28 protein-coding genes, 1 tRNA gene and 1 pseudogene are annotated in these 25,978 nt (G+C 66.2%); 18 read left to right on the plus strand and 12 right to left on the minus strand.

Annotated elements, in window-relative coordinates; all coding sequences use genetic code 11:
• Nucleotides 1-150: 150 nt before the first annotated feature.
• Nucleotides 151-816: an OmpA family protein gene (locus EKM57_RS20910; protein WP_129794482.1), complete on the plus strand. Its 666-nt coding sequence runs from the start codon at nucleotides 151-153 to the stop codon at nucleotides 814-816.
• Between the two features lie 149 nt (nucleotides 817-965).
• On the opposite strand, the gene EKM57_RS20915 is transcribed toward EKM57_RS20910, so the two are convergent.
• Both EKM57_RS20915 and EKM57_RS20920 read right to left on the minus strand, forming a co-directional pair.
• On the minus strand, nucleotides 966-1,442 hold the full coding sequence (locus tag EKM57_RS20915) for a nucleoside deaminase (RefSeq protein ID WP_129794507.1): 477 nt from the start codon (nucleotides 1,440-1,442) through the stop codon (nucleotides 966-968).
• Between the two features lie 48 nt (nucleotides 1,443-1,490).
• Nucleotides 1,491-1,733: a hypothetical protein gene (locus EKM57_RS20920; RefSeq protein WP_129794483.1), complete on the minus strand. Its 243-nt coding sequence runs from the start codon at nucleotides 1,731-1,733 to the stop codon at nucleotides 1,491-1,493.
• Between the two features lie 185 nt (nucleotides 1,734-1,918).
• Between EKM57_RS20920 and rpmB the strand changes: the two genes are divergently transcribed.
• Entirely contained in the window at nucleotides 1,919-2,221 is a 303-nt protein-coding gene (rpmB, locus tag EKM57_RS20925) for a 50S ribosomal protein L28 (protein WP_129794484.1), read from the plus strand.
• Nucleotides 2,222-2,282: 61 nt separating this feature from the next.
• Here rpmB and EKM57_RS20930 read toward each other — a convergent pair whose 3' ends face one another.
• Nucleotides 2,283-3,335, minus strand: a complete 1,053-nt coding sequence (locus EKM57_RS20930; protein ID WP_129794485.1) for an esterase-like activity of phytase family protein — start codon at nucleotides 3,333-3,335, stop codon at nucleotides 2,283-2,285.
• A gap of 116 nt (nucleotides 3,336-3,451) precedes the next feature.
• Between EKM57_RS20930 and EKM57_RS20935 the strand changes: the two genes are divergently transcribed.
• Complete coding sequence (locus EKM57_RS20935) at nucleotides 3,452-3,880, plus strand: glycine zipper 2TM domain-containing protein (protein ID WP_129794486.1); 429 nt, start codon at nucleotides 3,452-3,454, stop codon at nucleotides 3,878-3,880.
• 191 nt (nucleotides 3,881-4,071) lie between these two features.
• Here EKM57_RS20935 and cobT read toward each other — a convergent pair whose 3' ends face one another.
• The 3 genes from cobT to EKM57_RS20950 all read right to left on the minus strand — a co-directional run bounded on the left by cobT (nucleotide 4,072) and on the right by EKM57_RS20950 (nucleotide 7,624).
• On the minus strand, nucleotides 4,072-5,901 hold the full coding sequence (cobT, locus tag EKM57_RS20940) for a cobaltochelatase subunit CobT (RefSeq protein ID WP_129794487.1): 1,830 nt from the start codon (nucleotides 5,899-5,901) through the stop codon (nucleotides 4,072-4,074).
• A 39-nt stretch (nucleotides 5,902-5,940) separates the two neighbouring features.
• Nucleotides 5,941-6,945, minus strand: a complete 1,005-nt coding sequence (gene cobS, locus EKM57_RS20945; RefSeq protein ID WP_129794488.1) for a cobaltochelatase subunit CobS — start codon at nucleotides 6,943-6,945, stop codon at nucleotides 5,941-5,943.
• 148 nt (nucleotides 6,946-7,093) lie between these two features.
• A complete protein-coding gene (locus tag EKM57_RS20950) occupies nucleotides 7,094-7,624 on the minus strand; it encodes a J domain-containing protein (protein WP_129794489.1) in 531 nt (176 codons plus the stop codon).
• A gap of 101 nt (nucleotides 7,625-7,725) precedes the next feature.
• On the opposite strand from EKM57_RS20950, the gene EKM57_RS20955 reads away from it, so the two are divergent.
• Nucleotides 7,726-8,013 carry a BolA family transcriptional regulator gene (locus tag EKM57_RS20955; protein WP_129794490.1) on the plus strand — a complete coding sequence of 96 codons (288 nt, stop codon included), beginning with the start codon at nucleotides 7,726-7,728 and terminating at the stop codon, nucleotides 8,011-8,013.
• Here the strand turns inward: EKM57_RS20955 and EKM57_RS20960 are convergent.
• Entirely contained in the window at nucleotides 8,010-8,627 is a 618-nt protein-coding gene (locus EKM57_RS20960; RefSeq protein WP_129794491.1) for a DUF6445 family protein, read from the minus strand. The two genes, EKM57_RS20955 and EKM57_RS20960, sit on opposite strands and share 4 nt — an antisense overlap.
• 76 nt (nucleotides 8,628-8,703) lie before the next feature.
• Here EKM57_RS20960 and EKM57_RS20965 point away from each other — a divergent pair, with 76 nt between their 5' ends.
• The 12 genes and pseudogenes from EKM57_RS20965 (at nucleotide 8,704) to EKM57_RS21015 (ending at nucleotide 18,194) form a co-directional block, all read left to right on the plus strand.
• Nucleotides 8,704-9,603 carry a pirin family protein gene (locus tag EKM57_RS20965; protein ID WP_129794492.1) on the plus strand — a complete coding sequence of 300 codons (900 nt, stop codon included), beginning with the start codon at nucleotides 8,704-8,706 and terminating at the stop codon, nucleotides 9,601-9,603.
• Nucleotides 9,600-10,532 (plus strand): alpha/beta fold hydrolase, encoded by a 933-nt coding sequence (locus EKM57_RS20970; protein WP_129794493.1) that lies wholly within the window; start codon nucleotides 9,600-9,602, stop codon nucleotides 10,530-10,532. Before EKM57_RS20965 ends, EKM57_RS20970 begins: the two co-directional genes overlap by 4 nt.
• A 70-nt stretch (nucleotides 10,533-10,602) precedes the next feature.
• Nucleotides 10,603-11,058, plus strand: a complete 456-nt coding sequence (gene nusB, locus EKM57_RS20975) for a transcription antitermination factor NusB (protein WP_129794494.1) — start codon at nucleotides 10,603-10,605, stop codon at nucleotides 11,056-11,058.
• A gap of 129 nt (nucleotides 11,059-11,187) precedes the next feature.
• The gene (thiL, locus tag EKM57_RS20980) at nucleotides 11,188-12,165 is read left to right on the plus strand and encodes a thiamine-phosphate kinase (RefSeq protein ID WP_129794495.1); all 978 of its coding nucleotides are present in this window, start codon (nucleotides 11,188-11,190) and stop codon (nucleotides 12,163-12,165) included.
• Nucleotides 12,166-12,328: 163 nt separating this feature from the next.
• The gene (locus tag EKM57_RS20985) at nucleotides 12,329-14,491 is read left to right on the plus strand and encodes a sodium-translocating pyrophosphatase (RefSeq protein ID WP_129794496.1); all 2,163 of its coding nucleotides are present in this window, start codon (nucleotides 12,329-12,331) and stop codon (nucleotides 14,489-14,491) included.
• 95 nt (nucleotides 14,492-14,586) lie between these two features.
• A complete protein-coding gene (gene infA, locus EKM57_RS20990; RefSeq protein WP_114952794.1) occupies nucleotides 14,587-14,805 on the plus strand; it encodes a translation initiation factor IF-1 in 219 nt (72 codons plus the stop codon).
• A gap of 14 nt (nucleotides 14,806-14,819) precedes the next feature.
• Nucleotides 14,820-15,386, plus strand: coding sequence for a nucleoside triphosphate pyrophosphatase (locus EKM57_RS20995; protein ID WP_129794508.1), 567 nt, complete (start codon nucleotides 14,820-14,822; stop codon nucleotides 15,384-15,386).
• A gap of 15 nt (nucleotides 15,387-15,401) precedes the next feature.
• Complete coding sequence (locus tag EKM57_RS21000) at nucleotides 15,402-16,382, plus strand: ribonuclease (protein ID WP_129794497.1); 981 nt, start codon at nucleotides 15,402-15,404, stop codon at nucleotides 16,380-16,382.
• Nucleotides 16,360-16,566 (plus strand): DNA gyrase inhibitor YacG, encoded by a 207-nt coding sequence (locus EKM57_RS21005; protein WP_129794498.1) that lies wholly within the window; start codon nucleotides 16,360-16,362, stop codon nucleotides 16,564-16,566. The genes EKM57_RS21000 and EKM57_RS21005 overlap by 23 nt, the downstream gene beginning before the upstream one ends.
• 60 nt (nucleotides 16,567-16,626) lie before the next feature.
• Nucleotides 16,627-16,702, plus strand: a tRNA-Phe gene (locus EKM57_RS21010).
• Nucleotides 16,703-16,864: 162 nt separating this feature from the next.
• Nucleotides 16,865-17,114: pseudogene (locus tag EKM57_RS22825) on the plus strand (Arm DNA-binding domain-containing protein); the annotation flags it as partial.
• Nucleotides 17,109-18,194 (plus strand): tyrosine-type recombinase/integrase, encoded by a 1,086-nt coding sequence (locus EKM57_RS21015; protein ID WP_371414163.1) that lies wholly within the window; start codon nucleotides 17,109-17,111, stop codon nucleotides 18,192-18,194. The pseudogene EKM57_RS22825 and the gene EKM57_RS21015, both read left to right, overlap by 6 nt.
• A 142-nt stretch (nucleotides 18,195-18,336) precedes the next feature.
• On the opposite strand, the gene EKM57_RS21020 is transcribed toward EKM57_RS21015, so the two are convergent.
• On the minus strand, nucleotides 18,337-19,833 hold the full coding sequence (locus tag EKM57_RS21020) for a right-handed parallel beta-helix repeat-containing protein (RefSeq protein ID WP_129794499.1): 1,497 nt from the start codon (nucleotides 19,831-19,833) through the stop codon (nucleotides 18,337-18,339).
• 109 nt (nucleotides 19,834-19,942) lie between these two features.
• Between EKM57_RS21020 and EKM57_RS22055 the strand changes: the two genes are divergently transcribed.
• Nucleotides 19,943-20,377: a hypothetical protein gene (locus EKM57_RS22055; protein WP_165357594.1), complete on the plus strand. Its 435-nt coding sequence runs from the start codon at nucleotides 19,943-19,945 to the stop codon at nucleotides 20,375-20,377.
• 564 nt (nucleotides 20,378-20,941) lie between these two features.
• On the opposite strand, the gene EKM57_RS21030 is transcribed toward EKM57_RS22055, so the two are convergent.
• Nucleotides 20,942-21,208 (minus strand): hypothetical protein, encoded by a 267-nt coding sequence (locus EKM57_RS21030; RefSeq protein WP_129794500.1) that lies wholly within the window; start codon nucleotides 21,206-21,208, stop codon nucleotides 20,942-20,944.
• The gene (locus EKM57_RS21035) at nucleotides 21,205-21,384 is read right to left on the minus strand and encodes a hypothetical protein (protein ID WP_129794501.1); all 180 of its coding nucleotides are present in this window, start codon (nucleotides 21,382-21,384) and stop codon (nucleotides 21,205-21,207) included. The genes EKM57_RS21030 and EKM57_RS21035 overlap by 4 nt, the downstream gene beginning before the upstream one ends.
• A 203-nt stretch (nucleotides 21,385-21,587) precedes the next feature.
• Here EKM57_RS21035 and EKM57_RS21040 point away from each other — a divergent pair, with 203 nt between their 5' ends.
• Complete coding sequence (locus EKM57_RS21040; RefSeq protein ID WP_129794502.1) at nucleotides 21,588-22,805, plus strand: hypothetical protein; 1,218 nt, start codon at nucleotides 21,588-21,590, stop codon at nucleotides 22,803-22,805.
• Nucleotides 22,806-23,930: 1,125 nt separating this feature from the next.
• On the opposite strand, the gene EKM57_RS22060 is transcribed toward EKM57_RS21040, so the two are convergent.
• Both EKM57_RS22060 and EKM57_RS21050 read right to left on the minus strand, forming a co-directional pair.
• A complete protein-coding gene (locus tag EKM57_RS22060) occupies nucleotides 23,931-24,266 on the minus strand; it encodes a hypothetical protein (protein WP_165357596.1) in 336 nt (111 codons plus the stop codon).
• A gap of 116 nt (nucleotides 24,267-24,382) precedes the next feature.
• Entirely contained in the window at nucleotides 24,383-25,915 is a 1,533-nt protein-coding gene (locus tag EKM57_RS21050; RefSeq protein WP_129794503.1) for a calcium-binding protein, read from the minus strand.
• Nucleotides 25,916-25,978 lie beyond the last annotated feature (63 nt).

Here is a 25,978-nt window from a genome sequence, read left to right on the forward strand (position 1 = left end):
CGGAGCGTTCCTTAGCCGCTATCGCCTCGCCGCGCCAACTGCTTCCGCCAAGGGGAGACGCGACGCCTCCGGAACAATCGACCGAAAGCGGCGGTTGTGGCGGAGGCAGCGATGCGCATCGCGCTGTTATTCCAGTTGAAAGGACTGCTCATGCCTGTGTCCAAACTCGCCACGACCGCCTTCGCCACGGCGCTCCTCGTCACCACTGCCGCCTGCGTCACCGACCCCAATACGGGCGAGCGCCGGATATCGAAGGCGGCGATCGGCGCCGGCGCCGGCGCGATCGGCGGCTACCTCCTCGGCGACCTTGTCGGCGGTCGGCGCGACCGGACCGAGCGGATCGTCGGCACCGGCATCGGCGCAATCGCCGGCGGCGCGGTAGGCGCCTATATGGACCGCCAGGAGCAGGAGCTTCGGCGCCAGACTGCCGGCACCGGCGTCGAGGTCGACCGCCAGGGCGACGAGCTGGTCCTGACCATGCCGTCCGGGATCACCTTCGCATTCGACCGGTACGACATCCAGCCCCAGTTCCGGCCGACACTCGACCAGATCGCGCAGACCCTGAGCGCTTACCCGCAGACGATGATCGACATTTACGGCCATACCGACAGCGTCGGCACCGATGCGTACAACCAGACGCTATCGGAGAACCGCGCGCGATCTGTGGCCAGCTATCTGCAGACCCGGGGCGTACAGCCGGTGCGGATCGCCACCCAGGGCTTCGGCGAAACCCAGCCGATCGCCGATAATGCGACCGAACAGGGTCGGGCGGCGAACCGCCGCGTCGAGATCCGGATCGTCCCGGTCGAGCGGTAGCATCGGTGGCCGTGACGCGCGCCGGGCCGGTGCCCGGCGCGCGGTCGGCATCCTTCGAAAGCTCCGGCGCCCTGACAGGGCGACCACGGACATCGTCGCCGGTCGGCGCGTCGGGCGGTGGCGGGCGGATCGTGCCCCTCCGAGGACAATCAGCCGAGGCGGCGGTCGTCCGGGATTCGACGATCGCGGAAGAAGGCACGGAGCATCTCGCCGGCTTCCTGCTCGCCCATGCCGGGATAGAATTCGGGACAATGGTGGCAGGTCGGCTGCGAGAAGAGGCGCGGTCCGTGCAGGACCGCGCCGCCCTTCGGGTCCAGCGCGCCGAAATAGAGACGCGAGATTCGGGCGAGCGCGATCGCCCCGGCGCACATCGCGCAGGGTTCAAGCGTGACCCAGAGATCGCAATCATCCAGCCTCGACGTGCCGAGCGCCGCCGCGGCCGCCCGCAGCACCTCGATCTCGGCATGAGCGGTGGGATCGGCGGCGGCCCGCATGCGGTTGCGGGCTGCGGCGACGACCATCCCGCCCCTCGTCACCACGGCGCCGACGGGAACGTCGCCGTCCTCGGCCGCGGCGCGGGCCTCGCGCAAGGCGAGGCGCATCGGGTCCGGCAGAGGGAAGCTCATCGCGTCACCATCGAGCACCGCGACCATCCGGGGCGCTCGAATTCTCCCTTATTGGACGTTGACCTGCTGATTGTCGCTTTCGACGCCGACTTTCGGCACCTCGACGGTGCGGTCCTCCATGCGCACCACGGGCACCTGGACGTTGGTGGTGGTCGTGCCAACCTCGACGTCGCTGGTGCGGATCGAAACGCCGCCGTCGGGACCCTGGTGGAGGTTGATGATTCCGAAGGAGACCAACACGAGGCCGATCACGATCAGGAGGATGATCACGAACAGGATGATGCGGAGCATGGCTGTCCTCGCCGTTTGTTTCCCGGATATGCGCCACAGAACGACAGGATGGCCCATTGGTTGCCGTTCCGCAACGAGTTCCCGTACACCCGGAGCGACTCAGACGGTTGACGAACGACCCGCCTCCCTCTATCTGCGCCGGGTTTCCGGGGCCTTTTGCGGACCCATTCCAGGAAGAGATTGAAATGTCGCGTATTTGCGAGCTGACCGGCAAGGGCCGGCAGGTGGGCAACAATGTTTCCCACGCCAACAACAAGACCAAGCGGACCTTTCTGCCCAACCTGCAGAACGTGACGCTGATCTCCGACGCGCTGGGCCGGCAGGTCAAGCTGCGCGTATCGACTGCCGGGCTGCGCTCGGTCGAGCATGTCGGCGGCCTGGACAATTGGCTCGCCAAGACCAGCGACGAAAAGTTGAGCCTGCGCGCGCGCCGGCTGAAGCGTGAGATCGTCAAGAAGCAGGTCCAGAGCGAAGCCGAAGCCGCCTGATCCGTCGGCCTGACGACAGTCAGGACGCGTGAACTCGGACGGCGGCGATCTGCGGCATCGCCTATGGCACGACTCGTCGGAGGGTCCCTGCGCCTTCACTCGGATTTGGCGCTCGCTCAGGCACATCCAGGGCGAATTCGAGCAGAAGCGTCCGCTGCAGGGCGATGAAATTGTCATCAGAGGCGATCCTCACGATCGTAAGGCCGCCTTCTCGCGTGACGCTGAGCGCCTCCATATTGTCGACGGTGAGCGGAGCGGCGAGCTCGGCGATCGTTCGACCATCGACGATAGATCCTGCACCGAGCCCCTCGATTTCGGCGACCGCCAGGCGTGCCGATGCGCCTTCCAGGAAGCCGAACCTCCGTTCGAGCGTCAGCAGCCGTCCGTCCGGAAGCAGGGCGGCGTCGGTCACCCGGTAGCCGGGCCGGCGGCGGAAAAGCAGCCGCTCTGCCGGAGTGCCGCGGTCGGCCGGATCCCCGGCGAACAGGAGGATGGGACTCAGCGCGTCGCCTTTTGCTCCGGCTTCGGCGAAAATCAGGAAGCGGCCATCCGGCAGCCGCACCATCGCCTCGGCGCCGAGATTGGCGCGCCAGCGGCGCATCGCCGGCGGCCGTGAAGCCGATTCGAGGCGCCATCCGTCGCGATCGTAGCGCGCGACCGCGTTGATCCGCTCGAAGCCGATCCAGGCGCGGCCGCCACTGATCACCAAGGATTCGGTATCGTGAAGCTCCTTATCGGGAATGTCGCGGCGTGACAGCGGCTCGACGCGCAGCGGCTGCGTCCCGGCCCGAAGCGGCAGACCGAAGCTCAGCACGACGCCGACGTCGGTTATGGCCGTGACCCGGCTGCCTTCGACCTGCATCGCCGACAGGCCGCCAAAGCGGCGGTCGTCGCTGCGCAGCGCCCAGCCGCGAAGAAAGGTGAGCGCCCCGACACGGCGCAGATGCGGACGGTCCGGATCGAGGGCCACGGGAACCGCGGTCATGAGCGTGTCCGCGGCCGCCGCGAAGGGCGGCGGCGGAGATCGCGGAACGAAGGTGGCGAGCAGGAGGAGGATGGGCGGCAGGACGATGAAGCGCGCCTTCCGTCCGTTCAGGATTCTGGCCAGTTTCATGAACGACGGCTGACGATCGCGTTCAGCGCAAGCTCAAGGCGCTTGCGCGATAAGGACCTTGCGATGGCGCCTCGCCACAGATCGGAGGGGCGGCGCGCGATCGAAGGAGTTTCAACATGATCAAGAAGTTTGCCCTTTCCGCCGCCGTCGCCGTCACGGCCATGACCGCCCTTCCCGCCGCCGCCTCGGCGCAGAGCTACGGCTATTATGACCGAAGCGGCTACGACCAACGTTACGACCGCCGGAGCGACCGGCGCTACGACGCCCGGCGCTACGACAATCGCGGCTACGATCGTCGCGGTTACGACAATCGCGGCTACGACAATCGCCGCTACTACGGCAATCGCAACAGCTACAATCGACGCAGCTGCAGCGGCACGACCGGCACGATCATCGGCGGAATAGCCGGCGCTCTGCTCGGCCGTGAGATCGACCGCGGCGGCAGCAACCGCTGGGGCCGGCGCGACAGCGGCACGACGGGCCTGATCGTCGGCGGCGCCGCCGGCGCCCTCGCCGGCCGGGCGATCGACAAGAGCCGCTGCTAAGCGGACCACAGCTTCCCTCGCGTAGCGTATCGAGGGCGGGGGCCGGTCGCCTGGATGGGCGGCCGGCCCCTTGTATTTGAGGTCCGCGCTTTGGCGATCCGAAGGTTCGGGTGGAGCATGTCGAGATCCCCTCCCGACCTTATCTGGGGCCAGATCCGAGCCTCCGCCTAAGCAAGCTCGGGGAGGAACGATCAGGGTTTGTCGAAGAGCTGGGCGAGCTGTTCGATCATCGTGCCGCCGAGTTGCTCGGCGTCCATGATCGTTACGGCGCGGCTATAATAGCGTGTGACGTCGTGGCCGATGCCGATGGCGATCAGTTCGACGGGCGAACGCGCCTCGATCCAGCCGATCACCTGCCTGAGGTGGCGCTCGAGATAGGTGCCGCTATTGACCGAAAGCGTCGAGTCGTCGACGGGCGCGCCGTCCGAGATGACCATCAGGATCTTCCGTTCCTCGACCCGCGCGATCAGCCGGTGATGCGCCCAGAGCAAGGCCTCGCCGTCGATATTCTCCTTGAGCAGCCCTTCGCGCATCATCAGGCCGAGATTGCGCCGGGCCCGCCGCCAGGGCGCATCGGCCTCCTTGTAGACGATGTGCCTGAGATCGTTGAGCCGACCCGGATTGGCCGGCCGCCCTTCGGCAAGCCATTTTTCGCGGGCTTGCCCTCCCTTCCAGGCGCGGGTGGTGAAGCCCAGAATCTCGACTTTGACGCCGCAGCGCTCGAGCGTTCGGGCGAGGATGTCGGCGCTGATCGCCGCGATCGAGATCGGCCGGCCGCGCATCGATCCGCTATTGTCGAGCAAGAGCGTGACGACGGTGTCGCGGAACTCGGTGTCGCGCTCGACCTTGTAGGACAGGCTATGCTCGGGATTGACGACGACGCGGGCAAGCCGCGCCGCGTCGAGCAGCCCTTCCTCCTGATCGAAGGCCCAGCTGCGCGATTGCTGCGCCATCAACCGGCGCTGCAGCCGGTTGGCGAGCTTGGTCACGGCGCCCTGGAGATGGACGAGCTGCTGGTCGAGATAGGCTCGGAGCCGACCGAGTTCCTCCTCGTCGCACAAGGCCTCGGCCTCGACCACCTCGTCATATTGCGTGGTGAACACCCGATAATCGAATTGCGGCGGCAGGTCGCTCATCGGCCGGTTCGGACGGACCGGGAGCATGCCTTCCTCGCCTTCCTCGCCGAGCCCCTCGGAGGCTTCCGCCATCTCCTCCTCGGACCAGTCGCGCTCGGCCTCCTCGCCGCCCTCCTCCTGCTCGCCGCGAATCTCGGCCTCGCCGCGGCCGGCGCCGTCGTCGGATTCCTCTTCCTCGCCTTCGTCGCCGCCTTCGGCCTCGTCGCCGCCCTCGCCTTCGTCGCCGCTCTCGGGCTCCGATTCGGTCTCCGGCGGCCCTTCCACCAGCTCGAGATCGCGAAGCAGCTTGCCGACCAGCGCCGCATAGGCCCCCTGATCGTCGAGCGCGAGGCCGAGCGCATCGAGATCGGCGCCGCCTTTCTGCTCGATCCAGTCGGAGACCAAGGCGAGGCCCGCTTTCGCCTCGGGCGGCGGCGCCTGGCCGGTGAGCCGCTCGCGCACGATGAGCCCGACGGCCGAGGCGAGCGGCACCTCCTCGCGGTTCCGGGCGCGGACGAGCGGGTCGGTCTTCAGACGCAGCTCGGTGAGCCGCGCGAGATTGTCGCGCACGCCGGCCATGCTGCGCGCCCCAAGCGCCTCGCATCGCGCCTGCTCGGCGGCGTCGAACACCGCCCGCGCGGTCTCGTCGGCGGGGGCGCCGCGGGCGTGGAGGCGCGCATTGTGGTGACGCAGCCGAAGCGCCGCCGCGTCCGCGAAGCCGCGCGCTTCGGCCACCTCGCGCTCCGACAGGTTTCGCCCCGGCATCGGCGCCTTGACGCTCTTGCCCAGGGTGGACGGCGCGTCGCTGGTGAAGCCGACCTCGACCTCCGGATCGCCGGCGATCGCCCGCGTCGCGCCCGCGAGGGCGTGGCGGAAGGCTTCAAGGGGATTGTCCTGGTCAGGCACCGGTCAGGCCGTCGCCGGGAAACAAGATGGCCGTCGCGTTCACGCCTGGCTCGCGACGCTTTCGGGCAGGTCCCTGCCGAACACGCGCTGATAATATTCGGCGACGACCGGCCGCTCCGCTTCGTCGCAGCGGTTGAGGAACGACAGGCGAAAGGCGAAGCCGACATCGCCGAAGATGAGCGCATTCTCGGCCCAGCTGATCACCGTGCGCGGGCTCATCACCGTCGAGATGTCGCCGTTGACGAAGCCCTGGCGCGTCAGGCTGGCGACCTTGATCATCCGCTCGACCTCCGTGCGGCCGCCCTCATGATCATATTCGCCCGATTTGGCGAGAACGATCCGCGCCTCGGTCTCCGCCGGCAGATAGTTGAGCGTCACGACCATGTTCCAGCGATCCATCTGCGCCTGGTTGATCTGCTGAGTGCCGTGATAAAGGCCGGTCGTGTCGCCGAGGCCGACCGTGTTGGTGGTCGAGAACAGCCGGAAATAAGGGTTGGGACGGATCACGCGGTTCTGATCGAGCAAGGTGAGCTTGCCTTCGGTTTCCAGCACGCGCTGGATGACGAACATCACGTCCGGGCGGCCGGCATCATATTCGTCGAACACCAACGCGACCGGGTGCTGCAGCGCCCAGGGCAGAAGGCCTTCGCGAAACTCGGTCACCTGCTGACCGTCCCGAAGCACGATCGCGTCGCGTCCGATCAGGTCTATGCGGCTGATATGGGCGTCGAGGTTGATCCGGATCATCGGCCAGTTCAGCCGCGCCGCCACCTGCTCGATATGGGTCGACTTGCCGGTGCCGTGATAGCCCTGGACCATCACTCGCCGGTTCTTGGCGAAGCCGGCGCAGATGGCCAGCGTCGTCGACGTGTCGAACACATAAGCGGGATCGAGGTCCGGCACTCGCTCGTCCGCTTCGGAGAAAGCGGGCACCTCCATGTCGGTGTCGATGCCGAACAGCTCGCGCACCTTCACCATCCGGTCAGGCGCTCCCATCACCGTATCCGCGCGGCTTTCGGGGTTCACGTTGGATAAGTCTGCCATGTCGATTCTCTGAAATCCGGTCCACCCTTCGATACGGGCCTTCGCCAGGCTCGATCCCTACTCAGGACGGGGGGCAGGGACACCCATAGGAACCCGCTCATCCCGAGTAGCCGGCCAGCTTGCCGAACCGGCGTATCGACGGAAGGGCCTAAGCAAATGCCGGCCGTCCCTTGAGCGCCGTATAAGCCTCGATCACCGCCTGCAACGCTTTCTCGTGGCTCCGATCCCCGCCATTCTTGTCGGGATGGTAGCGCCGGACCAGATCGAGATAGCGCTGGCGGAGCGCCCGCCGGTCGGCATCCACCTCAAGGCCGAGGACGCGCAGCGCCTTGCGATCGCCCTCGCTAAGCTCGCGTCCGTCCTTGCGCTGCTGCGCGGTGCGCGGGCGGAACCGTGCCCCGATCGCGTCGAGCGGATCGACGAAATCGGCCCAGCGGGGCGGCGCACCGCCGCCGGCCCTGGCGAAGGCGCGGGTCTCCCGCTCCCAGCCAGCATAAGGGCCTTGCGCACTGGCGATCTCGTCCGGCGTCATGCCGTCGAAGAAATTGTACCTCGTATTGAACTCGCGGACATGGTCGAGGCACATCCAGCGCCACTCGCCCGGACCGTCGAAGCCGGGCCGGCGCGAGCCGGGCGCCCGGAATTCCCCGGCCGATTCGCAGCCGGGATGAGCGCACATCCGCCCTTCGCTTTCGACCCGTCCGTGGAACCGGGCCTGCCGTTTACCCGCACTCGCCAATCCAAACTCCCCTTCCTCAAACTGTCCCCTATATAAGGCGCATGGCCACTTCTTTCACCGGACCCGTTGCCGCCGAGATCGAGAAACGCCTGCGCGAGGCGCTCGCTCCGACGCGCCTTCAAGTGATCAACGACAGCGACAAGCATCGCGGCCATGCCGGACATGACGGCAGCGGCGAAAGCCATTTCACGGTCGAGATCGAATCCGCCCGCTTCGCCGGCCTCAGCCGGGTCGGGCGCCAGCGGGCGGTCTATTCAGCGCTCGGCGATCTGATGCGCCACCGCGTCCATGCCCTCGCGATCCGCGCCGAGGTTCCGACGGAAACCTAGGCTGGTCTGCGCGTCGCCGCCGATTCGAAGAACATCAGATAGACAAGTCGGCCGTTCTCCAGCGAATCGCCAAAGCCCGGCCCCGCCGTGTGCCACAGCCACGGACGCAGCAGAACCAGCCGATTGAACCGCATCGGCACGGTCATCGTCAGCTCCCATTTGCTGTCGTCGAGCGTGTCCTTCTGGATGATCTGCTGGTGCATCTCGTCATAGGAGGCGAATCCCAGCCTGTTCAGCCCCTCCAGGTCCTCGGGCGCCTGGTCGGTGTTGGTGTCCAGATGGCGGAAGAACTGGGTGCCGCCACGGCAATCCTCCGGCCGGCTGAGGTAGAGAATTCCCGACCAATAGCCGGCGTCCATATGTATCTTGGCGCGCCCCTGGTCGCTGGCCAGAGTGATGCGAAACCGCCCATGCGTATCGGAGCGCGCCCGCACCGGCTCCCCGACGATTTCGGAAATCTGCGCGTCGAGGCCGCCGATCCCGACCCGCTCGACCGAATTCCGCCCGGGGAAGTAGTCTTCCTCCTTCCTGGTATAAGCCTGGCGCAGCGCGAAATCCCGCAGCGCCGCCGCATTGTCGAGAAAATTGTCGACCACGATCAGGGACGTACGCATCGCGGATCGCCTAGCCCAGGCACATGACAGGTACAATATGATGGCACCGGGCCGCCGGTCCAACTACGATAGCGGCATGACCGACGACCTGTTCCTCCAGACCCTGCTTCCCTCCACCCATGATCTGGGCGGGTTCAAGGTGCACCGAACGCTGCCGCACAAGGAGCGCACGACGATCGGTCCGTTCATCTTCTTCGACCAGATGGGGCCGGCCAAGCTCGAGCCCGGCAACGGCATCGACGTCCGGCCGCATCCGCACATCAATCTGGCGACCGTCACCTATCTGTTCGCCGGCGCGATCGACCATCGCGATTCGCTCGGCACCTTCCGGACGATCGAGCCCGGCGCGGTGAATCTGATGACAGCCGGCAGCGGCATCGCGCATAGCGAACGGTCGCCGGCGACAGCGCGGCCGGAGGGTCCGGAGCTCAGCGGAATCCAGACCTGGCTGGCGCTGCCCACCGCCAAGGAAGAGATCGATCCCGCCTTCGAGCATGTTCCGAAAGACGGGCTTCCGGTGGTCGACGCGGACGGCGTCCGGGCGCGGGTGGTGATGGGGAGCCTGTGGGGCGCCGAATCGCCGGTCACCTGCCACAGCCCGACCATCTATGCCGACATCCATCTCGCTCCGGGCGGCGCGATGCCGATCGACCCGGATGCGGAGGAGCGGGCCGTCTATGTCGCGGAAGGCGAGGCGAGCCTGGACCGCGTCGCGCTGGCGCCGACGACTCTCTACGTCCTGCGGCCGGGGATCGAGGCGATCCTTCGCTCCGCCGGCGGCGGCCGCGTGATGCTGTGCGGCGGTGCGCCGCTCGACGGACCGCGGCACGTCTGGTGGAACTTCGTCTCGTCGAGCCGCGATCGCATCCGCCAGGCGCGCGACGACTGGAAAAGCGGGCGGTTCACCCTTCCGCCCGACGATGGCGACGAGTTCATCCCCCTGCCCGAAGTACCGAAGACGGTCAGCTATCCATGACCGGCGGCGCCAATCAGGAAGGGCGCTCCGGCGCGTCGGGGCCGACCGGCATCGCGCTGCCGACCGGCGTCACGCTGGCTGTCCAGGCAAGCGGCCCGCGCGAGGCGGAACCCATCGTGCTGCTCCACGGCTTTCCCGAATCGCATCGGACGTGGCGCGCCGTTGCGCCCGAGCTTGCCCGCGATCATTTCGTCGTCGCCCCCGATCAGCGCGGATTTGCCGGATCCGACAAGCCGGAGGGGATCGAGCCCTACCGGACCGAGCGGATGGTCGAGGATCTGATCGCCCTGGCCGATGTTTTAGACTTGAAACGTTTCACTTTGGTGGGACACGACTGGGGCGGTGCGGTCGCCTGGCTGGCGGCGCTTCGCCATCCCGGCCGGATCGCCCGGCTGGTCGCGATCAACGCACCGCATCCGCTGATCTTCCAGAAGTCGCTCATCGAGGACGAGGCGCAGCGCGCCGCCTCCCAATATATTCAAGCCTTCCGGAATCCCGCGATCGAAGCCGGCATTGCCGCGATGGGGCTGGACACCTTCTTCGACACCACATTCGGACGACACGCCGACCTTTCGAAGATCCCGCCGGAGGAACGTCAGGCCTATATCGACCAATGGTCGCAGCCGGGGGCGCTGACGGCGATGCTGAACTGGTATCGCGCCAGCGAGGTCGTCGTCCCGAAGCCCGGCGACAATGCGGCGCTGCCGGCCTGGACCCACCTGCCCTTCCCGCAGGTGAAGGTGCCGACGCTGGTGGTCTGGGGCCTCAAGGACCAGGCCCTGCTGCCGATCCAGCTGGGCGGGCTCGACACGCTGGTGGACGATCTGCGCGTCGCCGCTACTCCGGAAGCGGGACATTTCATCCCATGGGAAGCGCCGGAATTCGTCGTCGCGGCCATCCGCGACTTCGTCGCGGAGACCCCCGCCTGACGGACACGCGCTGGAGGCCCGGTCCCATTAGGGCTTGGGCTGCCGTGCCGGCGGGGCTATGCCGCGCGCCATGTCAGCGTCCGCCACCCGATCCAGATCCCGCTCCGCCGCGCGCCTTGCTGCCGTGCAGGCGCTCTATCAGCAGGAAATGGAAAGCGTGCCGATCCCGCAGCTGCTGCACGAGTTCCACCACCACCGACTCGGCGCGACGATCGACGGGGTCGAATATGCCGACGCGGAGATCGATTTCTTCGACGATCTGGTCAAGGGCGTCGATGCGCGGCGCGAGGAGCTCGACGGATTGATCGCAGCCAATCTCGCCAAGGACTGGTCGCTGGACCGTCTCGACAAGCCGATGCGACAGATCCTGCGCGCCGGGGCCTACGAGCTGGTCGCGCGGGCGGACGTGGCGACCGGCAGCGCCATCTCGGAATATGTCGATGTCGCCAAGGCCTTTTACGACCAGCGCGAGGCCTCGTTCGTCAACGCGCTGCTGGACAAGGTGGCGCGGACGGTACGGGGATGATCCGACCCTTGCCGCAGAGACCGGCAAGGGATCGTGCCGCCCGCGATGGAGGGCCGGCTTGACCGCCCCGAGCCCCGGCGCCGTTGCCCGGGCGGTTCCCCCTTCCGGCACATGCGGGAGCATTGCCGGATGACCAACGAGGCCGCCTTCATCGCCTCGCTACGCGCACTCGCGACCGAACCGGCGGCGCGGGGCCTGATGGACGATGCGGCGGTGCTGCGGATCGGCGGCGAGGCGATCGTCCTCACCTGCGACACGATCGTCGAGAGCGTCCATTTCCTTGCCGCTGATCCGCCCGAGGACGTCGCCTGGAAGTTGGTTGCGGTAAACCTCTCCGACCTTGCGGCGAAGGGTGCCCGGCCGATCGGCGTTCTGCTCGGCTACGCGCTCGGGCCGGATGACTGGGATGCGGCCTTCGCGCGCGGGCTCGGTACGGTCCTCGGCGCGTTCGGCCTGCCCCTGCTTGGGGGCGACACGGTGGCGATGCCGCAAGGCGCGCCGCGCGCCTTCAGCCTCACCGCCCTCGGGGTCGCGGGGCCTGCCGTTCCGGCCCGCGACGGCGCCCGGCCGGGCGACCTCCTGTGGGTAAGCGGCACGATCGGCGACGCCGGCGCGGGGCTGAAGCTGCTGCAGGGCGGCCGCAGCGAACCGGCCGGATTGATCGAACGCTACCGCAACCCGAGGCCCCGTCTCGAAGCCGGTCAGCGGCTGGCGCCGCTGGCCGCGGCGATGATGGACGTGTCCGACGGGCTGCTGATCGATGCGGCGCGCATGGCGGCGGCGAGCGGATGCGGCGTTTCGGTCGAACTCGACGCGCTTCCGCTTTCGGCGGAGCGGCTTGTTTTCGCCGGCGAAGGCCGCGAGGCCCGGATCGACGCCGCCACCGCGGGCGACGATTACGAGCTGCTTTTCGCGAGCCGCCCCGAAGACGCCGCCGCCCTGCTCGAGCTCGGCGAGGCGGTCGGCCTGCCCTTCAGCCGCATCGGCCGCTTCGAGGAGGGCCGGGGGCTGATCGCGACCGAGCGAGGCGAGCGGGTTCCGCTGCCGGCGCGGCTCGGCTTCGAGCACGACGGGGCCGGCGGGCCAGCTCTTCCGCCCGCGCCCTGACGCGAGGCGGATCCCCTTTTGCCGCGGAGAGACGGGCCGCCCGGGCCGCACGGCGAGCAGTTGAATCCTTTGATTTTCCCCCGTAAGCAACTTGTCACACCGGGCGCGCCCGGACTGGGGCGCCGACTCTCACTTGCATGAAGTAACAGGGGAAGGACGTTTCATGACCGTCGTGCTTATTGCCATCGGCTGCGGCCTTGTCGCCGTGCTGTACGGCATCCTCACCAGCTTGCAGGTCCTGCGCGCGCCCGCCGGTAATGCGCGGATGGTCGCCGTCGCGGCGGCGATCCAGGAAGGCGCCAAGGCCTATCTCGGCCGGCAGTATATGACCATCGCCGTGGTCGGCGTGGTCGTCGCGGCCCTGGTCTTCCTGTTCCTGGGCCCGATCCAGGCGGTCGGCTTCGTGCTCGGCGCGCTCCTTTCGGGCGCCGCCGGCTATATCGGGATGAACATCTCGGTCCGCGCCAACGTGCGCACCGCCGAGGCGGCCCGGTCGAGCCTCCAGAGCGGCCTCACCGTCGCCTTTCGGGCCGGCGCGGTCACCGGAATGCTCGTCGCCGGGCTGGCGCTGCTCGCCATCTCGGTCTTCTTCTACATCCTGGTCGGCGTGCAGGGGCTCGCGCCGAACGACCGAGAAGTGATCGACGCCTTGGTCGCCCTGGCGTTCGGCGCCTCGCTCATCTCGATCTTCGCCCGCCTCGGCGGCGGCATCTTCACCAAGGCAGCCGACGTCGGCGCCGACCTGGTCGGCAAGGTGGAGGCCGGCATCCCGGAGGACGACCCCCGCAACCCGGCCGTGATCGCGGACAATGTCGGCGACAATGTCGGCGATTGCGCCGGCATGGCCGCCGACCTGTTCGAGACCTATGTGGTCACGGTCGGCGCGACGATGGTGCTGATCGCCCTGCTCGTCACCACGGGAACCGAGCAGATGCTGAGCCTGATGAGCCTGCCGCTGATCATCGGCGGCGTGTGCATCCTGACCTCGATCATCGGCACCTATTTCGTCCGCCTGAGCCGATCCCAGTCGATCATGGGCGCGCTCTACAAGGGCTTCTGGGTGACCGCCGGCCTGTCGATTCCGGCCATCTGGTACGTGACCGCCCAGACCCTGGGCGACATGAATGCGGTGATCGGCGGCGCGCCCGACGCGGCCGGTGCCGATCTCGCCGTCGCGCTCGACGCGGTCGGCGGCGGCTTCACCGGCTGGGACCTGTTCTTTTCGATGCTCGTCGGCCTGGCCGTGACCGGCCTGATCGTCTGGATCACCGAATATTATACCGGCACCAACTATCGACCGGTGAAATCGATCGCGCGTTCGTCGCAGACCGGTCACGGAACCAACGTCATCCAGGGCCTGGCGATCAGCCTCGAATCGACTGCGCTGCCGACGCTGGTGATCTGCGTCGGAATCATCGTCGCCTATCAGCTCGCCGGCCTGATCGGCATCGCCTTCGCCGCCACCGCGATGCTCGCTTTGGCCGGCATGGTGGTCGCGCTCGACGCTTATGGCCCCGTCACCGACAATGCCGGCGGCATAGCCGAGATGGCGGGCATGGAGGAGGACGTGCGCACCCGCACCGACGCCCTCGACGCAGTCGGCAACACCACCAAGGCAGTCACCAAGGGCTATGCGATCGGATCGGCGGGCCTGGGTGCGCTGGTGCTGTTCGCCGCCTACACGACCGACCTGAGGCGGTTCGCGGGCGATCTCGGCGTCGCTTATGCCGACATCGATTTCACCCTCGCCAATCCCTACGTCATCGTCGGCCTGCTGCTCGGCGCCCTGCTGCCCTATCTCTTCGGGGCGATGGGGATGACCGCGGTGGGCCGCGCCGGCGGGGCCGTGGTCGAGGAGGTCCGCGCGCAGTTCCGCGACAATCCCGGCATCATGCAGGGAACGTCGCGGCCCGATTATGCCCGCACCGTCGACCTGGTCACCAAGGCCGCGATCAAGGAGATGATCATCCCCTCGCTGCTGCCGGTGTTCACGCCGATCCTGGTCTTCTTCATCGTGCGCTTCGTCGCCGGCCCCGAGCAGGGTTTCGCGGCGCTGGGCGCGGTGCTGATCGGCGTCATCGTTTCCGGCCTGTTCGTCGCCATCTCGATGACCTCGGGCGGCGGCGCCTGGGACAATGCGAAGAAGTATATCGAAGACGGCAATTATGGCGGCAAGGGCTCCGAGGCGCACAAGGCCGCGGTGACCGGCGATACGGTGGGCGATCCCTACAAGGACACGGCCGGGCCGGCGGTGAATCCGATGATCAAGATCACCAACATCGTCGCCCTGCTGCTGCTCGCCGCTTTGGCGGGTCACGGGGGCTGACACCCTGGCGTCCGGAAGGGCGCGGCAGTCCGCTTTCATTTTGGGCGGGGGCGCGTTAAAGGCGCCACCGCCCAAACTTTCGAACCAGAGGATCGATGGCCAAAGAAGAACTTCTCGAGATGCGCGGACAGGTGGTCGAGCTGCTGCCGAACGCCATGTTCCGGGTCCGCCTGGAGAACGGCCATGAGATTCTCGGCCATACGGCCGGCAAGATGCGCAAGAACCGGATCCGCGTCCTGACCGGCGACGAGGTGCTGGTCGAGCTGACGCCCTACGACCTGACCAAGGGTCGGATCACCTACCGCTTCAAGTGACGACGGGTCCGCGCCTGCGGCTCGTCCTCGCCTCCGCCTCGCCGCGACGGCTCGACCTGCTGGAGCGGATCGGCGTCGTTCCGGACGCCGTCATCCCTGCCGACATCGACGAGACACCCCGGAAAGGCGAGCTGCCGGCGCGCTACGCCGAGCGGATCGCGAAGGAGAAGGCGCTCGCGGTCGACGTGTCCGGCGCGCTGGTGCTCGCCGCCGACACGGTGGTCGCCGCCGGCCGGCGCATCCTGCCCAAGGCGGAGACCGAGGCGGAGGCGCGCGCGGCCCTGTCGCTGCTTTCGGGCCGCCGGCACCGCGTCCATTCGGCGGTCACGCTGCGCGCGCCCGACGGCGTGACCCGCCACCGGCTGTCGACCTCCAGCGTCACGTTCAAGCGCCTGTCGGACGAGGAGCTCGCCGCCTATCTCGCCGGCGGCGAATGGCACGGCAAGGCAGGGGGCTATGCGATACAGGGGCAGGCCGAGGCGTTGATCCGCCAGCTCTCGGGGTCATGGTCGGGAGTGGTCGGCCTGCCGCTCTTCGAGACCCGCGCGCTGCTGCGCGCCGCCGGTTATCCGGTGGCGTGAGCCGGGCCGGCTGACTTGGCCGAGTGGCTCCACGAAGAGGGAATCGGCGAGGACCGCGCGATCCTCGTCGAGGGAGACCGGATCGTCGAAGCTGCGATCGAGCTTCCGGGGCGGCTCCGGGCCGGCTCGATCGTCGACGCGCGGCTCGCCGCGATCCTGATCCCGGGGCGGCGAGGCATCGCCGCGCTGGGCCCGGGCGGGGAGGCGTTGATCGAGCCGCTGCCGCCTGGGCTCGCCGAGGGAGCAGCCTTCAGGGCCGAGATCGTTCGCGAGGCGCTGCCCGAGGAAGGCCGCGCCAAGTTGCCCAAGGCGAGGGCGACCGAAGACTCGCCGCGCGCCGGGCCCACGCTGGCCGAGCGGATCGGCACCTTCACTTCGCACGGCGCGATCGGCCCCGACCGCTTCGAGGCGGCGGGCTGGTCCGAACTGCTCGACGAGGCGATGCGCGGAGAGATCGGCTTTCCCGGCGGCGCGCTTCGGATGAGCCTCACGCCGGCAATGACCCTGTTCGACGTCGACGGGAACCTGCCTCCGGCCGAGCTCGCCTGCGTCGGAGCGGCGGCGGCGGCGCGCACGATCCGGCGCCTGGGCATCAAGGGGTCGATCGGGATCGACCTGCCGACCTTGCCCGGTCGTGGCGAGCGGCAGGCGGCGGCGGCGGCGCTCGACGCTCTCCTCCCGCAGCCGTTCGAGCGAACCGCGGTCAACGGCTTCGGTTTCCTCCAGGTCGTCATCCGCCGCGAGCGCCCGTCATTGCCCGAACTGTTGCAAGCCGACCCGGTGGGCGCGGCAGCACGGGCGCTGCTGCGCCGAGCACAGAGGTGCGAGGGCCATGGCAGGCTCCTTGTCCAGGCGGCCCCGCCGGTCGCGGCGCGGATCGAGGCGCAGCCGGATTGGCTCGAGCGGCTGCGCCGGGAGACCGGCGCCGAGATCGCCTTGCAGGGTCAGCCGGGCCTCGCCATATCGGCCGGGCATGTCCAGCGAAGCCCCTCCTGAGCGCCGCGAGCTTTGCCCGCTGTGCCGCAAGCCCACGTCTGCGGAGCACCGGCCGTTCTGCGGCCGCGGATGCCGCGACCGCGACCTGCTGAACTGGCTCGGCGAGGCCTATCGCGCGCCCGGACCGCCGGCGGGCCCCGACGATTTCGGGCGCGAGGACGATGGGCTGGACAGGCAAGGCTAAGCGCCTCTATAGGCGCTGCTTCCGCGCGGGGCGGCTCTTGGCTTGCGCGTGGACAGGGATGCCCAGGTAGCTCAGTTGGTAGAGCACGTGACTGAAAATCACGGTGTCGGTGGTTCGATTCCGCCCCTGGGCACCATTGCCCCGTCCACCACCGTCCGCAGGCGTCCATAAATCCGCAGAAAACTCCCATTTTCTCTCCCGCAAATCAGGACCTGATCCCGACCGGGTTGTTGGTATTTGCCCCAAATGCTGGTAGTCTTGATGGTACCTGCCAATCGCCGAACGGGAGATACCATCAGTGCCTCTCACCGCGACCGCCGTGGCGCACGCCAAGGGTCGGAATAGGCCATACAAACTGACCGACTCGGCGGGCTTGGTCCTGCTCGTGAACCCCGACGGGCGGCGTTACTGGCGCTTCAACTATCGCTACAGAGGCAAGCAGAAGACGATGGCCTTTCGGGGTCTACCCGGACGTCGGCCTGGCCGATGCTCGCGCCAAGCGTGACGTGGCTCGCAAGCTTGTCGCGGCGGGCGAGGATCCGATGGAGGTCCGAAGGCGCCGAGAGCGCGAGATCCGCGCGCAGGAGCAGGAGACCTTCCAGGTCGTAGGCGAGGAGTGGCTGAATCGATTGAAGGCACAAGGCCGAGCCGAATCGACATTGAAGAAGATGCGCTGGCTCCTAGGCTTCGCCTTTCCGCTCCTTGGCTCTCGTCCAATCGCCCAGATCACGGCGCTCGAAGTGCTTGAGGTGCTCCGAAAGATGGAGGCACGCCGCCGCTACGAAACGGCCGTTCGCCTGCGCAGCACATTCGGCACGGTCTTCCGCTATGCGATCGCCACCGGTCGTGCGCAACGCGACGTTTCGGTCGACCTTCGCGGGGCACTGATCCAGCCTAACGTGACCCATCGTCCGGCCCTGCTCGACCCGCGTGAGATCGGCCCACTGCTCCGGGCAATCGACGGCTATGAAGGGCAGCCCACCGTTCAGATCGCGCTCCGATTGGCGCCACACCTCTTTGCGCGTCCGGGCGAGCTGCGGATGGCAGAATGGAGAGAGTTCGACGTGGATGATGCGGTCTGGACAATTCCGGCCCACAAAACCAAGATGCGCCGCCCACACCATGTTCCCTTGTCACGCCAGGTGCTCGCCATGCTGGCCGAGCTTATGCCGGTCAGCGGGAGCACGGCCTTCCTCTTTCCAGGCGTGCGCTCAGAAAAGCGCCCGATTACTGGCAACACGCTCAACGCTGCCCTTCGCCGTCTGGGCTATGGCAAGACCCAGCTGACGGCCCATGGCTTTCGCGCAATGGCGGGCACACTCTTGAACGAGATGGGCCGTTGGCACCCAGATGCAATCGAACGGCAGCTCGGACATGTCGAGGGAAATGATGTTCGCCGCGCCTATGTCCGGGGCGAGCACTGGAACGAGCGTGTCAGGACGATGCAGGCTTGGTCAGACTATCTCGACGACCTGCGCAAGAGGGTTACTGGAAAGCCGAGTGATATTCGCCGAATCGCTCCAGCCATGGCAGCGGCGCGCGATCGCCTCGGCTCGGCGCAGGGCGAGTCCATCGATGCAGACCTTGGCCTGCTAACGATCTACTCTCGACCGAGCCTTGACCGCTGAGGCTATCCGAAGGTCCACCCACTCGCATTCAGCGGGGACACTCCGGAGGCGTCGAGTCTGATTGGATGGATGGGCTTCAAGAGCCCGGTCCCGACGACTGGAAATCCGCTGGCGTATGCCGCGCAGGTCGGCAACTTCAAGCCTATCTCAGCGGCGCAAAGGCGCCGGTAAATCGCTCGCCTTCAACGAGCGTGGCTTCGTTATAGTTGTTAACGAAGCGTCCCGGCCCACGAAGGTCGGTCGCCCAGTGGTTCCGCCGCACCGTTGCCGAGGTGAACTGTCCCACCAGATCGCCGTGTGCTCCGTCATGCCCGGTCTGCGCCACGAAGACCTCATTATCCTCGAACCGATGGTTGGGGTTTGCACATCGGAATAGATAGGTCTGGCCGAAGGTCTCCGGCGAGCGTAGGTCGAAACGATTGTGATGAATCCACACTCGGGGTCGCCTGGGGCTCAGGTCATAAATCGGCGCCCAAGTTGGATCGTCGCCGCTCCAATGGCCTCCACTCACTTCCACGTTGATGCGCTTGCGATATTCCCGGTGCGCAGCGTAAGCACATGCTATTTGAATATTGTGCCAGCTGCCCCCGCGAATCAAACTATGCTCAGCCGATAATATCAATCGCCCCCAGCGGCTGCGGCGACCGCTGCAGTTGATAAGCTCCACTTTGGCGATTCGGTCGGGGTTTCCCGCGACGACAGCAGGGCCGCGATTTTCGTCGAACCGGCATCGTTCCGCGCGAAACTCCGAGCTGAAGTCATAATCGTGACCAGGCTCCACATCGACTCCGGCGCGGGGGGCTCGATGGTAGGAGCCCCCCGTCCTTCCATTTTCGCTGAAGATACTGTCCAGGGCCAACACCGCGACAGCACCAGCGACGGTGAGGCCTTGGCGGACATTGTTTGTCAGGCGCACATTGCTCAAGCGGATGTCTCGGCTCACGCGTCGATTGCGTGCAGCCCGGATATAGACGCCGTCGGCAGTGAAATGGTGAATGTGCAAGTTCTCCAACCGCACTTGGGAGCACCCAATAAGCATGATGCCGTGGCCCTGGCCTTCGGCCACTCTGGGGTCAGCCGTTGTGCGATCGGCGTTTCCGTTCAAGGTGCCGTTGCTGATCGTGAGATTTGAGCATTGCTCAAAATGCATGGGAATCACCGCATCCGCGAAGGACCGCCTTCCACGGCGGGCGTCGGCTCCACGGTGAAAGTCACCTTTGACGTCTACCGTCGCGCCATTCAGATCCATCGTCAGACCATCGCATCCGACGAAGGCGATATGGCCTATTTCGTTGCGTGCCGATCCGCCCGTCAGCCGAATTCGATCCACCCGATACCTCCTGCCTCGTCCGAACCGCACGACGCCGCCGCCGAGGCGACTCACGGCAGCAGCGAGTCTAACGAGAGCTTCATAATCGTCGGACGTGCCATCCCCGCGGGCTCCGAACATCTCGGGCGTGATGACCGTTCCGCGCTGCGCTGCGCAGGCGCCGGCATAGGGCGGAAGTAGTAATGCCGCGCACGCGGCGGAGCCGATGACTTGCCGACGACTGATGTGCTCGCGTCGCGCCCAGACACTGCCCGTGCATTCGGATTCGCAATCGGTCGTCTTGGATTCCAAATTACGCTTCTCCATCATGGTCGTCAAAGCTCCACCATTTCCGGTCGGCTCATTTGTCCCCAGGCGCTTGCTCCAGGATGAACGCGGGACGAAACGCAACGCTGGATCCGCCCGGGCGCGAGGGCGAGTGACCCAAAGCCTGATCCGCAAGCCTCCGAGCGGCGAGGTCCACAAAGGCGCGGTATCGCTCGAGCCCCAGGCGAGCCGTCTCGGCGTCGAATGGGGGCTGATTAGCGACGATCGTGAGCTGGTGCTGTATGAACAGGCCGAGGGCCTCCGCCAGGACGTCGAGCCTGTGCTCGATAAGTCGGTGCTCGCGGCTCAAGCCGTCAAGCCGCTGCGCGAACTGGTCGTCCCGCTCATTGCAGTCACCCCGATCAATCCAGGCTCGAAGCGCGCCGGTGAGGACCGCCGTCTTCGAAGAGCCGGGGGCGGCGCCAAGGCGCTCCAGCTGATCCGACAGATCGTCGGGCAGATGGAATTGATGGCGCGTCTTGAAGGTCCGCATGGGGTGAATGTCGCACAGGCGAATGCCAAATTGGGGTGCGCATCCGACGCATGAAAGCGCAACAGGCGACAGCTCCGGCGGAGATGGCAAGATCGAGCTTCCGCTCCGGCCGATCGCCGCGCTGACGTGGCCCGCTCACGAGCGCTTCGCGCACCGGCGCCGGCCGCAGGAGCATATGCTCATCGGCCGCTCGATTACGCCGAACTTGCAATCCTCGCCTGAACGTCGTCAACGCCTCTTGCTCGCTTTGGCGGCCGAGCAGCCGGCTCCGCCAGCCGGGCCATGGCGCCCGAAGTGACACGTCGTCCCCCGTTCGAAGTCTTTCCAAAGCGCTCGAGTCCAGCGTCCGCGCAATTCGATAAGCGAAACGCGTGCTCGAATCACGGGCGGTCCACGGACCATCTGCGCCTTCGTGCGTCAGAGCAGTAGAGGTCGCAGGTCCCTGGCGTCTCGTGCCTGCGGCGCGACCGCGTTCTACGCCGCTTCGCTCTGCCGAGCCGCCTTTGGGCGTCTCGGCCCATCCGGTGACGATCACATGACGCGTGGCCGGAGCTGAAGCTCCAGCAAGCGGTCGCCGCGCTGATTTGGCGCGGCGGCGTCGTGCCTCTGTGCAACCGGTCACCTGGGTGACGTTTGAGACCGGTCAGCTGGGTGAGAGTTTTTGGGAGCAGGGCGCCGTCGTTTGCCCGGTTTCACTCTGATGAGCTTGTTCTTGCCGCGGATGTAGCCGAGCAGGATCGGCCCGAACCGGACCTCGTATTCGTCGTCTGCGATCTCGAAGATGCCGACGCGTTCGCCGTTCAGCACTTCGGAGACGAACAGCTCCCGCCCACGCCAGCGGATCGATCCGCTAATCCGGACCGTGCGCACATGCGTGGCGTTCAACTGTGGGGCGCTGCGGCTCGCAGCGGCCGCCAGGGCGGACGATCGCCTTCGATCTCATAGTTGAGCTCGAGTTCCTCCAGCGCCATGTCCGCCCCGGTCGGGGCCGCTGCGCTTTCCTCCCTCGCCCGCAACGCCAACAAGGCGTCGGCAGGATAAGTCCAAGAGATGCTGGCCATCGGCAAGCGCTCCTTCTGCCGCACGCCCGACGGCACGGATATTCCGTGCGCCATGGTCGACACATCTGACTGGCTCGGCAACCAAGTCTCGACATCGCCCTCCCCCGGCCGACGCGCTGCGGGCACGCGATGCCGTAGATGACTCACTGTCCCCCCGAATCCAACTTGCTTCCACCGGCATCGGAGGGCATGCAGGATCAACGTTGGAGCAGAGCCTCATGCCCAGCCTGGCCGGCATCCAATTGCTCGATTCGAAATCGTGCTCAGTCGGGAGCGCGCTTGCCGTGCAACTCTCCGCGCCGGCCCGCGCCAGCGAGATGCACAACTTCGCCGATTGGGAAGTGGATCTGCGGAGCGGCTACAACTATGCGGTGGCTCGGTCGCGCCGCCACCTCGCGGGGAGCGCCTTGGTCGACGATGGCATGGACATGATCCGCCGTGCGCTTGACCTTGCCTCGATCACCAGCGTGGATCATCTCGTCACTCTCGGCGCTGCCGACAACCACATTGCGGTTGAGCGGACCGGAGATGGCATCCTCCTGAGGCTCAGGTCTATTACTGGTCTTTGCATCGGAACGGGCTTTAATATGACGACGATGCGGTCGGGCGAAACGGCCGAACTGAACCACCCGCCCCCCTCCGCCCCCTGGATGACGGCGTTTCGGTTCTTCAGGCTGTCGCAAGAGAGCCGCGACCTTTTTGATGCGTGCCGAAATCTGTATCTCGGAATGGAAGCGCTGCTGGACAAGATCTTTCCAAAAGAGAGGAGCGAGGACGAGAAGACTTGGATTTTGAGAGCGCTTAGGGGGGCCAACGCAAAGTGCGACTTTTCAGCCATCCCGCTCAAGGGCCGAGTGGTTCCGCTCGATGCGCTGGTCGACCGGCTGCATGACATACGAGTTCACGTATTCAATGCAAAATCGGGGCGCGTCGGGATCTCCGAGAAAAGGGCCAACTATCTGGAGGTCGCGGAAGCATATTCGGCCGTTCTGGAAATTTGGATCGAGCTGCTTCGAGGATGGGTGCCCACCAGCCAGGGCAGCGGCCTTGTCGCTTATGCGGATTTCAAGTTTGTGGTCGAGAACACCTATGCCGGCGCAGTCGTGGCGGTCGGGCAAGCGATGCCCGGCACCAACCGACGCGAGCACGAAGCGACGACGGCGGACGATTGGGCAATCCTCGACTCTCCCGCCGAAATAGTCGAGTTACGCCCGGGTCGAGCGGCAGTCATCGCGCGCAGTGCTGTTCAAGCGCTCCGCACCACCCAATCCATAAACCGGTTGGCGATCATGAATTCCGCATATGTGCCAATGATCACGGGCTCGTTTCCCGACCTCACCCTGGAGGAGGTGGATCAGGTCGAGGTTATTGCCGAGATCAGATTGGTCGATCCTGGACAGGCACGACCCGAGTTCTCGTGAGATCGATACGACATTGAGATAATCTCAAAGCGTCCGGACCGGTCACCAGATGTCTGGATCTTGGCCTACTGAGCCGCGCTGGCCTGTGCGACCACGCTAAATTCGCCTATTTACAGACGTTCGACGTGACGCTTGCCCGACTGGGGTTGCGACCCGTGCCCGCCTGATCAGGATCGGGTTTCATCGCCCGCTCGGCCCGGACGTCCACACCTGCTGAATGCGGACCACTTCAGCGTAGTTGGACCTTCAGCTCTACGGCTCACCGCCAGCGGAACGAGGATGATCGCGCAGACCTTGCTGACCCGAGCTCTCCAGCCCTGATCAGCTCGTAGACCTTCGACCGCCCGAGATTGCCGACGAGAAGGACGATGTTGGTCATGGATCTGCTCCTGCTTGCCGTCGGGACCATCCCGTCGACAGCACTCGTAGAGCCGAGGCGAAGCGGCGGACCGCACCGAACGGGGAACCCCGCCCCAAGGCCAGCGCGGGCCGCCCGAAGGGCAACACGAGCCGAAGGGACGTGAGTTGCGGACCGACGCTGCCGAGGCATGAAGGGCTGGAAGAAGAGATGGGATGATCCGGCGAGGCGCAGCGGGGACATGTGACATCGAGCCAGAACGTACAAACGTCGGGGCGATCAGCCCGCGCTCGACCCGTCGAGGAGGATCTCGACGGTTGCGGCAGCAAGAGTGAACAGCATCGTCTACAAGGCCGGCGCGGTGCGCTCGAGCTTGCGGTGCTGGGTGGGGGGGAGAAGATCGCAGCATTAGCACCACGATCTCCGTTTCGCTTTGCCGCCAGGAATGCTGTCTCATGAACGGCTCGGTTCAGTGTCTGGGGCATAGAAGGCCATGTCGCCCCCAATCCGGAGATCCGCCCCGATCGCCGCGATAAGGGCCTCGCCTTCGGCAATGGGCTCGCGCTCGCCTTTGGCCCCGGGAAGCTGGGTGACTTTGCAGGGCGGGTCCTCGCATTGGTCGACGTTGAACACCACGAACCGCTTGAGATCGCGATCTGCCGCGCCTCCCGATGCTGGACGGAATGGCCGTCCTCCATCGTTCGCGCGCAGAGTTCTAGTTGGAGCCCTTGCGTTACCGGCTCCATTCGAGAGCGGACCGGCGGGCGTCAGCCCGGGGCGTTGTGTCGGGCGTCGCGCAGGCGCGAAGGCGGAACCGTCGCCGATGGCGGCAAAGATTCGGCTTCCGGAAGCAGCATCCAGTGGCTCGGCCACTGAAGCAGGTCGCAGCTTCGCGCGTCCATGAACACGCCTCGGTCAAGCGGGTCGTCCGAACCCCTGAGCAGAATTGCGACGGCGAAACGACCCTCGGAGAGCACCAGCACCTCGTCGATCGGCAGGCACAGATCGGTTGAGATCCACGAATTGGGGGTCGGCCGCTCAGATCGAAGCCCCTTTCTCTCGGCGAAGCTGGGGTGAGAGCACCGGTTCTGAGAGGTCGCCATGGCCCCTACTTTCGGATTGTGGCGGTGAGACAGTCGCCGGTTTGTACAGATCGGAACCCTGGAGGGCCGACCGACGAAGTCGCGTCTGGGAGGGGACTTCGCCGGTCAGCTTCTCGTCAGGCTCCGAAAATGAAGAAGTCCTGGTTGTTGAGAACGGTGCCATCCGCGACTGAGGCGAACAATCTGGCGGCCGCGCCGCCCGAACCGTCCGGGTCGAAGTATATGTCGCCCCGAGCTTGATCGTAGAGGATCCTGTCGTTCGCATCGAGCGGTGCCGTCGTCAGCTTGAAAGCGCTGGCCGGTAGCGTCCCCAATCCCCCGGCGATGCCAGTGAAGACACTCTGCAGCAGGCCAATCCGCTCGTTCGTCGTGTTGAAATCCGCGATGGTGTCAACGTTCCCCGGCGCAAGCGACGAAGTGAACAGGAACTGGTCCCTCCCGCCGGCTCCGCCGATCAGCACGTCCGCGCCGGAGCCGCCGTAAAGGAAGTCCCTTCCGGCACCACCGTCGACATAGTCGTTGCCGGCCCCTCCGGACAGGACGTTGTTACCGGAATTTCCGAAGATCCGATTGGCGCTGTTATTGCCGGTTCCGTCACTATGACCGGGACCGACCAGCCTAAGCTGCTCAACATTGGTCGTCAGGGTGTAGGCGGCGAGGCTGCTCTCGACCACGTCAACGCCCGCCGAGGCGCTTTCGACCACCACGTCACCCAGATCATTGACGATATAGGTGTCGCTATGGGCACCTCCGAGCATGATGTCGGCGTCCGCACCGCCATCCAGATAGTCGGCGCCCGCGCCACCGTTGAGATTGTCGGTACCAGCGCCGCCCCTCAGCTCATCGTTTCCGGCGCCACCGAGCAGGATGTCGGCTCCGCCCTCACCAAATATGCGATCATGTCCGCCGGCGCCGTCCAAGACGTTTGCGCCCGCATTACCGTAAATTTGTTGAGCCACGGCGCTTCCGGTGAAGTTGATCGGCGAGAGTCCTGTCAGGTCGCTCGTCTGCATGACCTCGACGTAGGAATTGCTTCCAAGCACGTAGCTGACGCTGGCGATGATCTGATCCTGGCCTTCCCCTGCCGCTTCCACGACCAGGTGTCCGGAGCTGTTGATGAAGTAGGTGTCATCGCCCAGGCCGCCCTGTGCTTCATCCGTCCCTCCATCCGGTGTCAAGATGTCCGCACCGTCCGTCCCGAGGATTAGATCATCGGTGTCGAGTCCTTCGAGCGTGATCGTCACGACAGCCGTCGAGCCGCCTTCCAGAGTGTAGCTGAACGTGTCCATTCCGGGCGTGTTGCTGGCGCCGGTCGTCGGCAGCGGCGTCTCGTCGAACGAGCCATCCGGATCATAATCGAACGTGCCGTCGGCGTTCACCGTCAACAGGGCACCCGACTCGAGCTCAATTGTCGTGCCCAGGTTCAGGGCGGAGCCGTTGACTTCGGCAATCACGAGAGGTGGTCCGCCAAGATCGTCGTCAAATCCAAAGCCATTGTCCCCGAACAGTGTTCCAGAGAAGGCGTCATTCTCATCGATGACGAATGCGTCGTTGTTGGCGATCGCGCCGGTCGGCGCCGCCAGGTCGACGGTATCGTTCGCGAAGGCGAGCAGCTCGACATTGCGCACCCTGTCGGTGCCGTCAGCCATCGTCCCGCGGGCGTGGACGACGGTAACGCTTCCGTCTCCGTTGAACAGGATGTCGTAATTCTC

Source organism: Sphingosinicella sp. CPCC 101087, assembly GCF_004151485.1.
Lineage (GTDB): Bacteria > Pseudomonadota > Alphaproteobacteria > Sphingomonadales > Sphingomonadaceae > Allosphingosinicella.

Excerpts from the sequence above, each read along its gene's own strand:
- EKM57_RS20910 (WP_129794482.1), top strand. The coding sequence starts at position 151 with ATGCCTGTGTCCAAACTCGCCACGACCGCCTTCGCCACGGCGCTCCTC.
- EKM57_RS20915 (WP_129794507.1), bottom strand. The coding sequence starts at position 1,442 with ATGAGCTTCCCTCTGCCGGACCCGATGCGCCTCGCCTTGCGCGAGGCC.
- EKM57_RS20920 (WP_129794483.1), bottom strand. The coding sequence starts at position 1,733 with ATGCTCCGCATCATCCTGTTCGTGATCATCCTCCTGATCGTGATCGGC.
- rpmB (WP_129794484.1), top strand. The coding sequence starts at position 1,919 with ATGTCGCGTATTTGCGAGCTGACCGGCAAGGGCCGGCAGGTGGGCAAC.
- EKM57_RS20930 (WP_129794485.1), bottom strand. The coding sequence starts at position 3,335 with ATGAAACTGGCCAGAATCCTGAACGGACGGAAGGCGCGCTTCATCGTC.
- EKM57_RS20935 (WP_129794486.1), top strand. The coding sequence starts at position 3,452 with ATGATCAAGAAGTTTGCCCTTTCCGCCGCCGTCGCCGTCACGGCCATG.
- cobS (WP_129794488.1), bottom strand. The coding sequence starts at position 6,945 with ATGGCAGACTTATCCAACGTGAACCCCGAAAGCCGCGCGGATACGGTG.
- EKM57_RS20950 (WP_129794489.1), bottom strand. The coding sequence starts at position 7,624 with ATGTGCGCTCATCCCGGCTGCGAATCGGCCGGGGAATTCCGGGCGCCC.
- EKM57_RS20955 (WP_129794490.1), top strand. The coding sequence starts at position 7,726 with ATGGCCACTTCTTTCACCGGACCCGTTGCCGCCGAGATCGAGAAACGC.
- EKM57_RS20960 (WP_129794491.1), bottom strand. The coding sequence starts at position 8,627 with ATGCGTACGTCCCTGATCGTGGTCGACAATTTTCTCGACAATGCGGCG.
- EKM57_RS20965 (WP_129794492.1), top strand. The coding sequence starts at position 8,704 with ATGACCGACGACCTGTTCCTCCAGACCCTGCTTCCCTCCACCCATGAT.
- EKM57_RS20970 (WP_129794493.1), top strand. The coding sequence starts at position 9,600 with ATGACCGGCGGCGCCAATCAGGAAGGGCGCTCCGGCGCGTCGGGGCCG.
- nusB (WP_129794494.1), top strand. The coding sequence starts at position 10,603 with ATGTCAGCGTCCGCCACCCGATCCAGATCCCGCTCCGCCGCGCGCCTT.
- thiL (WP_129794495.1), top strand. The coding sequence starts at position 11,188 with ATGACCAACGAGGCCGCCTTCATCGCCTCGCTACGCGCACTCGCGACC.
- EKM57_RS20985 (WP_129794496.1), top strand. The coding sequence starts at position 12,329 with ATGACCGTCGTGCTTATTGCCATCGGCTGCGGCCTTGTCGCCGTGCTG.
- infA (WP_114952794.1), top strand. The coding sequence starts at position 14,587 with ATGGCCAAAGAAGAACTTCTCGAGATGCGCGGACAGGTGGTCGAGCTG.
- EKM57_RS21005 (WP_129794498.1), top strand. The coding sequence starts at position 16,360 with ATGTCCAGCGAAGCCCCTCCTGAGCGCCGCGAGCTTTGCCCGCTGTGC.
- EKM57_RS21015 (WP_371414163.1), top strand. The coding sequence starts at position 17,109 with ATGGAGGTCCGAAGGCGCCGAGAGCGCGAGATCCGCGCGCAGGAGCAG.
- EKM57_RS21020 (WP_129794499.1), bottom strand. The coding sequence starts at position 19,833 with ATGATGGAGAAGCGTAATTTGGAATCCAAGACGACCGATTGCGAATCC.
- EKM57_RS21035 (WP_129794501.1), bottom strand. The coding sequence starts at position 21,384 with ATGGCCAGCATCTCTTGGACTTATCCTGCCGACGCCTTGTTGGCGTTG.
- EKM57_RS22060 (WP_165357596.1), bottom strand. The coding sequence starts at position 24,266 with ATGGCGACCTCTCAGAACCGGTGCTCTCACCCCAGCTTCGCCGAGAGA.
- EKM57_RS21050 (WP_129794503.1), bottom strand. The coding sequence starts at position 25,915 with ATGGCTGACGGCACCGACAGGGTGCGCAATGTCGAGCTGCTCGCCTTC.